The 11520-nt window shown below is 71.4% G+C and carries 10 protein-coding genes and 1 riboswitch; all 10 genes read left to right on the plus strand.

The genetic code is table 11. The features are described 5' to 3' along the window. Positions 1 to 10: 10 nt before the first annotated feature. The 10 genes from LY12_RS04415 to LY12_RS04460 all read left to right on the plus strand — a co-directional run bounded on the left by LY12_RS04415 (position 11) and on the right by LY12_RS04460 (position 11101). Positions 11 to 883, plus strand: a complete 873-nt coding sequence (locus LY12_RS04415; protein WP_253853420.1) for an IclR family transcriptional regulator domain-containing protein — start codon at positions 11 to 13, stop codon at positions 881 to 883. Beyond that, a complete protein-coding gene (locus LY12_RS04420; RefSeq protein ID WP_253853421.1) occupies positions 880 to 1449 on the plus strand; it encodes a nucleotidyltransferase family protein in 570 nt (189 codons plus the stop codon). Before LY12_RS04415 ends, LY12_RS04420 begins: the two co-directional genes overlap by 4 nt. 99 nt (positions 1450 to 1548) lie before the next feature. Then, positions 1549 to 2424, plus strand: coding sequence for an AAA family ATPase (locus tag LY12_RS04425; protein ID WP_253854884.1), 876 nt, complete (start codon positions 1549 to 1551; stop codon positions 2422 to 2424). A 53-nt stretch (positions 2425 to 2477) separates the two neighbouring features. Beyond that, complete coding sequence (locus LY12_RS04430; RefSeq protein WP_253853422.1) at positions 2478 to 3593, plus strand: vWA domain-containing protein; 1116 nt, start codon at positions 2478 to 2480, stop codon at positions 3591 to 3593. Next, a complete protein-coding gene (locus LY12_RS04435; protein ID WP_253853424.1) occupies positions 3586 to 4710 on the plus strand; it encodes an XdhC family protein in 1125 nt (374 codons plus the stop codon). The genes LY12_RS04430 and LY12_RS04435 overlap by 8 nt, the downstream gene beginning before the upstream one ends. Before the next feature lie 293 nt (positions 4711 to 5003). Beyond that, the gene (locus LY12_RS04440; protein WP_253853425.1) at positions 5004 to 5537 is read left to right on the plus strand and encodes a (2Fe-2S)-binding protein; all 534 of its coding nucleotides are present in this window, start codon (positions 5004 to 5006) and stop codon (positions 5535 to 5537) included. Further along, positions 5534 to 7975, plus strand: a complete 2442-nt coding sequence (locus LY12_RS04445; protein WP_253853426.1) for a xanthine dehydrogenase family protein molybdopterin-binding subunit — start codon at positions 5534 to 5536, stop codon at positions 7973 to 7975. Before LY12_RS04440 ends, LY12_RS04445 begins: the two co-directional genes overlap by 4 nt. After that, complete coding sequence (locus LY12_RS04450; protein WP_253853427.1) at positions 7972 to 8826, plus strand: FAD binding domain-containing protein; 855 nt, start codon at positions 7972 to 7974, stop codon at positions 8824 to 8826. The genes LY12_RS04445 and LY12_RS04450 overlap by 4 nt, the downstream gene beginning before the upstream one ends. Positions 8827 to 9045: 219 nt before the next feature. After that, positions 9046 to 9939, plus strand: a complete 894-nt coding sequence (locus tag LY12_RS04455; protein WP_253853428.1) for an SRPBCC family protein — start codon at positions 9046 to 9048, stop codon at positions 9937 to 9939. Positions 9940 to 10033: 94 nt separating this feature from the next. Continuing rightward, positions 10034 to 11101, plus strand: a complete 1068-nt coding sequence (locus LY12_RS04460) for an NAD(P)-binding domain-containing protein (RefSeq protein WP_253853429.1) — start codon at positions 10034 to 10036, stop codon at positions 11099 to 11101. 316 nt (positions 11102 to 11417) lie between these two features. Continuing rightward, positions 11418 to 11515: riboswitch (glycine riboswitch) on the plus strand. Positions 11516 to 11520: the final 5 nt, after the last annotated feature.

The following is an 11520-nucleotide window of genomic DNA, read 5'->3' on the forward strand; positions in this document are numbered from 1 at the left end:
TGGGTCCCCTATGGATGGAGCAGCAGCCGCCGCGGCGGAGGGTGGCGACACGGCCGACGGCGAGGAGACGACGGGCGCCGAGAGCTCGCCGGACGGAGGCGAGCGGGGCAGGGGCACGCACCACGTGCAGTCGCTGGAACGCGGCCTGGCCGTCATCACCGCGTTCGGCCCGGCGACGCCCCGGCTGACGCTCAGCGAGGTCGCGAAGGCCACCGGGCTGACCCGTGCCGCCGCGCGGCGGTTCCTGCTGACGCTCGTCGACCTCGGCTACGTGCGCAGCGACGACAGGCACTTCTCGCTCACCGCCAAGGTGCTCGAACTCGGCTACTCGTTCCTGTCCGCGCTGTCGCTGCCTGGACTGGCACAGCCCCACTTGGAGCGGCTGTCGGCCGAGGTGAGCGAGTCGAGTTCGATGTCGGTGCTCGAGGGCTCCGACATCGTGTACGTCGCGCGGGTGGCCGTGTCGCGGATCATGGCCGTGACGATCAGCGTCGGCACGCGCTTCCCGGCGCACGCCACGTCGATGGGGCACGTGCTGCTCGCCGGGCTGTCCGACGAGGCGCTGGGGGCCTACGCGACCGCGGCCACCTTCGACCGGTTCACCGACCGCACCACCGACTCGGCCGACACGCTGCGCGCCGAGCTCGCCGAGGTGCGTGAAGCGGGATACGCGCTCGTCGACCAGGAACTGGAGGACGGCCTGCGGTCGATCGCCGTGCCCGTGCACGGCGCCGACGGGACCGTCGCCGCGGCCGTGAACCTCTCCACGCACGCGTCCCGCCGCAGCCCGGAGGCGATGCGGGCCGAGCTGTTGCCACCGTTGCGGGACGCGGCGGCCCGTATCGAGGCCGACCTCGTCGCCGCAGCCCCACCGCGCGCATGACGGCCGGCCTGCTGCTCGCTGCGGGACAGGGCAACCGCTTCGGCATGCCCAAGGCCCTCGCGACACACCGCGGTGCGGCCCTCGTGACACGCGCCGCCGACGCGCTGCTGGACGGCGGCTGCGATCCGGTGGTCGTCGTCCTCGGCGCACGGGCAACGGAGGCGCGGCCGCTGGTGCCCGGCCGGGCGCGGGCGGTCGTCGCCGACGACTGGGCCGAGGGAATGGGCGCCTCGCTGCGGGCAGGGCTGCATACGCTCGCGGAGATCGATCCGCCGCCGGACGCGGCGCTCGTCCACCTCGTCGACCTGCCCGACGTCGGCGCCGACGTCGTCGAGCGGATGCTGACCCATGCGAGCACCGACGTCGTCGCCCGTGCCGCGTACGCGGGCGCGCCCGGGCATCCCGTGCTGTTCGGGCGTCGCTGGTGGGAGGAGATCGCGGCGCAGGCCGCGGGCGACCGGGGCGCCCGCGACTGGCTGCGCGGCCGCGACGACGTGCGGCTCGTCGACTGCGGCGACGTCGGTGGCGGCCGCGACGCCGACACGCCCGAGCTGCTTGACCCGTAAGAAGGTTGCCGTCGCCGGCAGGGGAGTGCCTAGGGTGAGGACGTGACAAGCGAACCCGCCGCAGCCCGCACCGCATCGTCGGCCGCGACCGAGACGTCCGTGCCCGACGTGTCGTCGCCCGCCAAGCTGGCGGCTCTGCTCGAAGACATCGGGTACCTCGCCGACGACGGGGTCGCCACGGCGGCCTTCCTGTCCCTGCGCATGGGCAAGCCACTGTTCTGCGAAGGCGAGCCCGGGACGGGCAAGACGTCGCTCGCCGTGGCGCTGTCGGAGAGTCTGGAGCTGCCGCTGGTGCGGTTGCAGTGCCACGAGGGCATCGACGCCGCTCAGGCACTGTACGAATGGGACTTTCCCCGGCAGCTGTTGCATCTGCGCGCGCTCGAGGCGGCCGAGGGCGGCAGGCTGGACGTCGACGACGCCGAGCAGTCGCTGTACACCGAACGGTTCCTGCTGGCCCGGCCGCTGCTGACGGCGCTGCGGACGTCGCCGTGCGTGCTGCTCGTCGACGAGATCGACCGCGCCGACGACGAGTTCGAGGCGTTCCTGCTGCAGCTGCTCGACGAGAACACCGTGACGATCCCCGAGTACGGCGAGGTGCGCGCCGAGCAGCCGCCCCTGGTGGTGCTCACCTCCAACCGCACCCGCGAGGTGCACGACGCGCTCAAACGCCGCTGCCTGTACCACTGGCTCGAACACCCCGACCTGTCGCGGGAGATCGCGATCCTGCGGGCACGGGTACCCGGGATCGGCCAGCGGCTCGCCGAGCAGATCGCCGAGACGCTGCAGCGGCTGCGCACCATGGAGCTGCTCAAGCCGCCCGGCGTCGCGGAGGCCCTCGACTGGGCCAACGCACTGCGCGCGCTGGGCCGGGACGAACTCGACGCCGCGTCCGCGGCGAACACGCTCGGGGCGGTGCTCAAATTCAGCGAGGACCTCGACCGCGTCCGCGCCAGGCTCGACGCGGTCCTCGGCTGAGGCGCCCCGGTTCGGCGCTCGGACGACGGGCTTCGGCGGTGCATGATGGAACCATGGCCGAAACGGACATGACCGATCCGCTGCCGGGCCTGGTCGGCTTCACGACGGCCCTGCGCGAGGCGGGGCTGCCCTGCGACCGGCATCGCGTGCGGACCTACCTCGACGCGGTCGAGCGGGTCGACGTCGGTGACGCCACGCAGCTGTACTGGGCCGGCAGGCTCACGCTGTGCGCCGATCCGGACGACCTGCCGCGGTACGACCAGGCGTTCGCGAGCTGGTTCGGCGCCGGCGACCAGGACGCGGGTGGCATGCCGGTGCGCAGGGAGCAGCGCGCACGCATCGCCCCGCTGTCCGACGACGGTGACGGTGAGGGCGACACCGAGGCCGGTGAGCAGCTCAGCGTCGCCGCCAGCGACGTCGAACTGCTGCGCGACCGGGATCTCGGGGAGCTGTCCGACGCGGAACGCCGGCATCTGCGCGAGCTGTTCCGGACGTTGCGGCCCGTCTCGCCGCGGCGGCGGTCGTCGCGGCTGCGCCCGGCGCACCGGGGCATGCTCGACCCGCGCCGCACGTTCCGCGCGATGATCGCCGCCGGTGGTGAGCCGGCACGGCTGGCGTACGCACGCAGGCGCACCCGGCCACGCCGGATCGTGCTGCTGGTCGACGTGTCCGGTTCGATGAAGCCGTACGCCGACTCGCTGCTGCGGTTCGCCCACGTCGTCGTGCGCAGTTCGCCCGCCGACGTCGAGGCGTTCACCCTCGGCACCCGGCTGACCCGGGTGTCGCGAGCCCTGCGGCAGCGGGACCCGGAGCGGGCGATGCTCGCCGCGGGGGAGGCCGTGGCCGACTTCGCGGGCGGCACCCGGCTCGGCGACACCCTCCGAGCCTTCCTGGACCGGTGGGGACAGCGGGGCCTCGCCCGGCGGGCCGTGGTCGTGGTGTTCTCCGACGGCTGGGAACGCGGCGACACGGCACTGCTCGGCGAGCAGATGGCACGGCTGCGGCGGCTCGCGCACACGGTGCTGTGGGTGAATCCGCACGCCGGTCACGACGGGTACGAGCCGGTGCAGTCCGGCATCGCCGCCGCGCTGCCGTATGTGGACCGGTTACTGGCGGGGCACAGCCTGGCCACGTTGGAACGACTGTTGCGGGAGGTCCGAGATGCATGACGTGCTGGACGAGGTGTACCGCCGGTGGCAGGCGGGCGAGACGGTCGGCGTCGGCACGGTCGTCGCGACCTTCTCCTCTGCGCCGCGTGCCCCCGGGGCCGCGATGCTGGTGGGCGCCGACGGGGAAGCGGTCGGGAGCGTGTCCGGCGGCTGCGTCGAAGGGGCCGTCTACGAACTCGCGCAACAGGTGGTGGCCGACGGCGCCCCGGTGCTGCAGCGGTACGGCGTCAGCGACGACGACGCGTTCGCCGTCGGGCTGACCTGCGGCGGCATCATCGACATCTTCGTCGAGCACATCGACAGGGAGTCCATGCCCGACCTGCCGGAGCTCGTCGCGTCGGTGCGGGAGGGCACGCCGGTCGCCCTGGTGACGACGATCGAGCACCCCGAGGCCGAGCTGCGGGGCAGGCGGATGCTCGTGTGGCCTGAGGACGCCCGCGGCGGACTGGGCTCGGAACGCATCGACGACGCGGTGCTCGACGACGCCCGCGGCATGCTCGCCGGTGGCCGATCCGGCACGCTGCACTACGGACCGGACGGACAGCGCCGCGGCGAGGGGATGTCGGTGTTCGTCAACACCTTCGAGCCGCCGCCGCGGATGCTCGTGTTCGGTGCGATCGACTTCGCCGCGGCCATGGCCCGCATGGGTGCGTACCTCGGCTACGAGGTGGCCGTGTGCGACGCACGTCCGGTGTTCGCGACGACGACCCGGTTCCCCGAAGCCGACGAGGTCGTCGTCGACTGGCCGCACCGGTACCTGAGGGCCGAGGCCGACGCGGGGCGGATCGACCGCCGTACCGTGGTCGCCGTGCTCACGCACGACCCGAAGTTCGACGTGCCGGTGCTGGAGGTGGCGCTGCGGCTCGACGTCGGCTACGTCGGGGCGATGGGCTCGCGGCGTACGCACGACGACCGGCTGGCGCGGCTCCGGGAGGCGGGGCTGACCGACGCCGAGCTCAAACGGCTCGCCTCGCCGATCGGACTGGATCTCGGTGCACGGACTCCGGAGGAGACCGCGGTGTCGATCGCCGCGGAGATCATCGCACTGAAATGGGGCGGTGGTGGCCGCAGGCTGGCCGACGTCGACGGCCGTATCCATACCGACCAGCAGCGTTGACGGCGTGCCGGCAGTACATGCCCGGCTACGGGGCGTGGGGCAACGAGAGGTGGCGCGAACGGACCGTTCGTACCACCGATCGGGGGATAAGTGACGCGCCCGCGACGTGGTCTCCCTAGCTGAACTCCACGAATACCGAAATCACCCGGACGCGCACCCAAGATCGGGGTTGTCGACTGACGGCAGACGTAGCAGGCTCGACTGTGAAGCCGATCACCGTAGGCGGCGGTCGGTTCCGGCCGTTCCACGCGGCCCGTCCACATCCGGCGGACCGAGCCACCACAGGAGGCCCCATGCGCATCACCGTCACCGTCGACGGGACCAGCTACACGGACGACGTCGAACCGCGGACCCTGCTCGTACACCACCTGCGGGAGAAGCTCGGCAAGACCGGAACCGTGGTTGGTTGCGACACGAGTAACTGCGGCGCCTGCACCGTGCATCTGAACGGGCAGAGCGTGAAGTCCTGTTCGGTGCTGGCCGTCCAGGCGGACGGCGGCGAGGTCACCACCGTGGAGGGGTTGGCCCGCGACGGGCAGCTCCACCCGGTGCAGCAGGCCTTCCGCGACAATCACGCGCTCCAATGCGGGTTCTGCACCCCCGGCATGATCATGCAGTCGATCGACCTGCTGGCCGACAATCCGAATCCCGACGAGGAGGCCGTCCGCGAAGGACTCGAAGGCAACCTCTGCCGCTGCACCGGCTACCAGAACATCGTCCGCGCCGTACGCGATGCGGCCGGCCACATGCGTCCGGGCGCGGGCCCGGAGGCCGAGCAGGTCGCCGGCGGCGAGCGGACCACGACGGGCGTGGGAGGTGACTCATGACCGCCATGGCCGAGCCCGAGGTCGGACGGGCGCGGGTCCGGAAGGAGGACGAGCGCCTCATCACCGGCCGCACCCGCTGGACCGACAACATCGCCCTGCCGGGCATGGTGCACATGGCCCTGCTGCGCAGCCCGACGGCCCACGCGCGGATCACCGCCATCGACACGTCGGCGGCCAAGGAGATGTCGGGTGTGATCGCCGTGTACACCGGCGACGACCTCGACCCGGGCGGAGAGGTCGGCATGCCCAACGCCTGGCCGATCACGCCGGACCAGAAGACCCCGCGCAGGCCGATGCTCGCCCAGGGGACGGTGAACTTCGCGGGTGAGGCGGTCGCCGCGGTCATCGCGCGCAGTGCCGCCGAGGCGGAGGACGCGCTCGCCGAGATCGACGTCGACTACGAGGATCTGCCCGTGGTGCTGGGCCTCGACAACGCGGTGGCCGACGGCGCGCCGCTGGTGCACGAGGACATGGGCACGAACAAGAGCGCGGAGTGGATCTTCGACTCGGCCGCGGCCGGTTCGGGCGGCGACGTCCAGCAGGCGATGAGCAGCTCGGACGTGGTCGTGACCCGGCGGTTCCGGCAGCAGCGGCTGGTGCCTGCGTTCATGGAGCCGCGGTCGGTGGTCGTGGACCCGACGGCGCCACAACTGACCATGTGGTCGGCCACCCAGGTGCCGCACATCCTCAAGACGATGGTGGCCATGACGCTCGGCCTGCCCGAGCACCAGGTGCGGGTGATCGCCCCCGACGTGGGCGGCGGCTTCGGCGGCAAGCTCGCGGTGACGCCGGAGGAATGCGCCGCGGTGGTCGTGGCGCAGAAGCTGGGCAAGCCCGTGAAGTGGACCGAGTCGCGGTCCGAGACCATGGTCTCCGCGCACCACGGGCGGGACCAGATGCAGGACATCTCGATCTCGGCCTCCCGGGACGGCACCATCACGGGCCTGAAGGTCGACCTGCTGGCCGACATGGGCGCCTACCTGGGCATCGTCGGCGGGGGTGTCCCGGTGCTGGGCGCGTTCATGTTCAACGCGATCTACAAGATCCCGGCCTACCGCTTCTCCTGCACGACGGTGTTCACCAACACCACGCTCACCGACGCCTACCGCGGCGCGGGCAGGCCCGAGGCGACGTTCGCCATCGAACGGATCATGGACGAGCTCGCGGCCGAGCTCGGCATGGATCCCATGCAGCTGCGGGAGAAGAACTGGATCAAGCATGACGAGTTTCCGTACACCACGGTCTCGACGCTGACCTACGACTCCGGCAACTACGAGGCGGCCACCGCGAAAGCGATGCAGCTGTTCGACTACGACGGTCTGCGGCGGGAGCAGGCCGAACGCCGTGCACGCGGCGACCGGGTCCAACTCGGCATCGGCATCTCGACGTTCACCGAGATGTGCGGACTCGCGCCGTCGCGCGTGCTCGGGTCGCTCGACTACGGCGCAGGCGGCTGGGAGCACGCCGCGATCCGCATGCTCCCGACCGGCAAGGTCGAGGTCGTCACGGGCGCCTCCCCGCACGGGCAGGGCCACGAGACGGCGTGGAGTCAGATCGTCGCCGACCAGCTCGGGGTGGGATTCGACGACATCGAGATCCTGCACGGCGACACGCAGTCCTCGCACAAGGGCCTCGACACCTACGGCTCCCGGTCGCTGGCCGTCGGCGGTATCGCCGTGGTCAAGGCCGCGGAGAAGGTGATCGCCAAGGCCCGCAAGGTCGCCGCACACCTGATGGAGGCCTCCGAGGACGACCTCGAATTCGCCGACGGCAAGTTCACGGTCCGCGGCACCGACACCTCGACCGCGATCCAGGACGTCGCCCTCGCGGTGTTCGCGGCACACGACCTTCCGGAGGGCGTTGAGCCCACCTTGGACTCCGAGGCCGTGTACGACCCGGAGAACTTCTCGTTCCCGCACGGCACGCATCTGTGCGCGGCGGAGGTCGACACCGATACCGGTCAGGTGCGGTTGCGTTCGTACGTCAGCGTCGACGACATCGGCAAGGTCATCAACCCGCTGATCGTCGAAGGCCAGATGCACGGCGGGCTGGCACAGGGCATCGCCCAGGCGTTGTACGAGGAAGCGGTGTACGACGAGTTCGGCACCCTCACCTCGGGCACGTTCGCCGACTACCTGGTGCCGTCGGCGATGGACCTGCCCTCGTTCACCACCGATCGCACCGAGACGGCGGCGACGTCCAACCCGCTCGGGGTCAAGGGCGTCGGCGAGGCGGGCACCATCGCGTCGACCCCGGCCGTGGTGAACGCGGTCGTGGACGCGGTACGGCACCACGGTGTCGACGACATCGAGATGCCGCTCAGTCCGATGCGCGTGTGGCGTGCCGTGCACAAGGGAGACACGGCCGCAGGTGGCCCCGGAGCCGAGGCCGGCGGCGGTCTCGGCTCGATCGACTCAGCACACGGAGGTGCGCAGTGATCCCCGCTCCGTTCGACTACGTAGCACCGTCCACTGTAGACGAGGCAGTACGTGCGCTCGCCGACGCGGGCGAGGACGCCAAGGTGCTGGCAGGTGGGCAGAGCCTGCTGCCCGTGCTGCGCATGCGGCTCGCCGCCCCGACCACGGTCGTGGACCTGGGCAAGATCGGCGAGTTGAAGGGCGTGCGCGACGAGGGCGACGCCGTCGTGATCGGTGCGATGACCACGCACTACGACGTGCAGCGTGATCCGCTCGTGCACGACCACGCGCTGCTGCTGGCCAGGGCCACCGACACGGTCGCGGATCCGCAGGTGCGGCACCGCGGTACGTTCGGCGGCTCGCTGGCGCACGCCGATCCGGCGGGTGACCTGCTCGCCCCGGCGCTGGCGCTGGACGCGGAAATGGTCATCCAGGGCACGGGTGGCCGGCGCACCGTGTCGGCCGCGGAGTTCTTCCAGGACTTCTTCACGACGTCGCTGGCTCCGGAGGACATCCTCGTGGAGGCGCGCGTGCCGAAGCACACGGGCTGGACGGCGCACTACGAGAAGTTCAACCGGGTGGCACAGGCGTGGTCGATGGTGGCGGTGGCCGCCACGGTGCGCGCCGAGGGCGGCACGATCGCCGAGGCGCGCATCGGACTGACCAACATGGCCTCGATCCCGGTCAGAGCGACGGCGGTGGAACAGGCCCTCGTGGGCAGGTCGGCCGACGCCGAGACGATCCGCGCGGCGGCCGAACACGCTGCCGAGGGCACGAGCCCGACCGTCGACGGCAACGCCGACGTCGAGTACCGGCAGCACCTCGCGAAGGTACTGACGGGACGTGCCGTCGAGGCGGCGATGGCGGGCTGAGAGCCGTGACCGACGAGGGCACCGCGGGCGGCCGGTCCGCGGTGCCCTCGCGGTACGTCAGCGGGGCGGGAGCGTCGACCCCACGACACGGCCCGCACGACACGGCCCGCATGACCCAGGGCGGCGACGGTAACCCTCCGGGAGGAACGGGCTCCGAACGCCGCCGGAGTACGAGACGAGTGCGCACCGAGCGCAGGCATCGAGGAAGGAGGTCGGCCCGTGCGGCTGGACCACGAATTCACCGTCCCGGCACCCATCGACGAGGTGTGGAAGGCGATCATCGACCCGGAGCGCGTGGCACCCTGTATGCCCGGGGCCACGCTGACGGCTGTCGAGGGCGACACGTTCAAGGGCACGGTGAAGGTCAAGCTGGGCCCGGTCTCCCTGCTCTACAAGGGCAGTGGCGAGTTTCTCGAGAAGAACGAGGCGTCCCGGCAGATCACGATCAAGGCATCCGGCAAGGACTCGCGCGGCGCGGGGACGGCGGCGGCGACCGTCACCGTCACCCTGACCGCCGAAGGTGAGACCACGAAGGGTGCCGTCGCGACCGACCTCAACGTGACCGGTAAGCCCGCGCAGTTCGGTCGCGGCATGATCTCCGAGGTCGGCGGCAAGATCCTCGACAGCTTCGCCGAGAACCTGTCTGCCGAACTGGGTTCGGACTCGTCGGGCACGGGCACGGGCGCAGGCTCGGGTTCGCCGGGCACGGCGTCGGGAACGGCCGCGGCGGGCACGGCGTCCTCGGAGGCCACGGGTTCAGGTGGTTCGGGTGCCACGGGTGCTGCGTCGGGCGCCGCGGGTTCGCCGGGCGGCTCGTCCGGTGCCGCGGACACCGCGGGCCGGGACACCACCCCGGGCGCGGGTGCGGGGTCCGGTATCGCCAGCGGTGCGGCTGCTGCGTCGCCGCCTCCACAGCCGGAGAAGCCGCAGCTGGAGTCGGTCAAGCCCGGCGGCAGGGAAGCGGAGGCCATCGACCTGTTCGACTACGCGGGCGCGTCGGTCGCGAAACGTGCCGCCCCGGTGATCGGCGGTCTCGTCGCGCTCGTCGGCGTGATCGCGATCATCCGGATGCTCTGCGGGAAGAAGCAGGCCGGGGACACCGTCGAGGGCTGAGCGCGGGTCCGGTCCGACTCTGCCCTCCGGTCCGACCCTGCCGTCCCGGCCGCCGGAGCGGAATGTGCGGCACGAGCAGGTGGTTGAACCGGGCATGCGCGCCGACCACACCACCGAGATCGTCGTCATCGGCGCGGGACAAGCCGGGTTGTCCGCCGCCTATTTCCTCCGCCGCGCCGGTCTCGTACCGATGTCCGATTTCGTGGTTCTCGATCACGCCAAGCGACCGGGAGGTGCTTGGCAGTATCGGTGGCCGTCGCTGCGACTCGGCGGCGTGCACGGATTGCACGACCTGCCCGGGCTCGCGCTGGGCGGTGCCGACCAGGACAGGCCGGCGTCCGAGGTGGTCAGCGAGTACTTCGCCCGCTACGAAGACGTCTTCGAGCTTTCCGTGCATCGGCCCGCTGACGTCCGGTCCGTTCGCTACACCGGCGACGACCGGGATGGCTTCGTCGTCGAGACGCCCACCGAGTCGTGGCTGGCCAGGGGGATCGTGAACGCGACCGGAACGTGGGACCGCCCGTTCCGGCCGTACTACCCGGGCAGGGAGACCTTCGCGGGACGGCAGCTGCACACCGCTGACTACACGGGTGTCGGCGAGTTCCGGGGCCGCCGCGTCGTGGTCGTCGGTGGTGGCAGTTCGGCCGTCCAGCAGCTGTTGGAGATCGCCCCGGTCGCCGCGGACACGACCTGGGTCACGCGCAGGCCGCCGGTGTTTCGCGACGAGGAGTTCACCCCCGAGTACGGCCGCGAGGTCGTCGCGGCGGTCGACGCGCGGGTCCGCGACGGTCGCCCGCCGCGCAGTGTCGTGAGCGTGACCGGGCTGATGCTGACGCCCGAGGTCCGCGCCGCGAGAGAGGCCGGCGTGCTCGATCGCAAGCCGATGTTCGAGCGCATCACCCCGCACGGGATCGCCTGGGCCGACGGCACCGAGCAACACGCCGACATCATCCTGTGGGCCACGGGGTTCCGTGCGGCCCTCGACCACCTGGCGCCGCTGGGCCTGCGGGAACGCGGAGGCGGCATCCGGATGAACGGCACCGAGGTCGCGGCCGAGCCGCGGGTGCATCTCGTCGGCTACGGTCCGTCGGCGAGCACGGTCGGCGCCAGTCGTGCCGGTCGCGCCGCAGTCCGGGAGCTCCGTGCCACGCTCGCCCACTGACCAGGGCGAACGTCGCGACGGTGCCGCCTGCACAGGACGGCAGGGCCGCCGTGGTGACCGCGCGCGGCCGCCCGGAGGGGCGGTCAACCACCGAGAGTAGCCGGAGGTGCTGCGCTGGGTCGACGTCCCGGCGGTATACGTCACTGCCGAGGCGCGCAGGGTGGACTCGGTCAATCCCGACGCGTACGTTTAACCCCCTGACAACCGAAGATCGAGGCTGCTCGAACCATGAGCGGGAGAGACCTCGTGCGCTGGTAGCACGAGGCGCCGAAGGAGCAAAGACCCCACAATCTCTCAGGTACCGTTACCGCCATGGTGAGGCCACTCTGGAAAGTGGGCTCAGGTGAGCCTCACCCAAGGTGAAAGCCGTGTACGCACGGTGAAACTCTCAGGTGTCATGACAGAGGGGGAGTTCCCAG

The organism is Prauserella alba, from assembly GCF_024171735.1.
Classification (GTDB): Bacteria; Actinomycetota; Actinomycetes; order Mycobacteriales; family Pseudonocardiaceae; genus Prauserella; species Prauserella alba.

Coding starts and splice junctions, on each gene's coding strand:
- LY12_RS04445 (WP_253853426.1), top strand. CDS start 5,534: ATGACCGCCATGGCCGAGCCCGAGGTCGGACGGGCGCGGGTCCGGAAG.
- LY12_RS04415 (WP_253853420.1), top strand. CDS start 11: ATGGATGGAGCAGCAGCCGCCGCGGCGGAGGGTGGCGACACGGCCGAC.
- LY12_RS04440 (WP_253853425.1), top strand. CDS start 5,004: ATGCGCATCACCGTCACCGTCGACGGGACCAGCTACACGGACGACGTC.
- LY12_RS04460 (WP_253853429.1), top strand. CDS start 10,034: ATGCGCGCCGACCACACCACCGAGATCGTCGTCATCGGCGCGGGACAA.
- LY12_RS04435 (WP_253853424.1), top strand. CDS start 3,586: ATGCATGACGTGCTGGACGAGGTGTACCGCCGGTGGCAGGCGGGCGAG.
- LY12_RS04430 (WP_253853422.1), top strand. CDS start 2,478: ATGGCCGAAACGGACATGACCGATCCGCTGCCGGGCCTGGTCGGCTTC.
- LY12_RS04420 (WP_253853421.1), top strand. CDS start 880: ATGACGGCCGGCCTGCTGCTCGCTGCGGGACAGGGCAACCGCTTCGGC.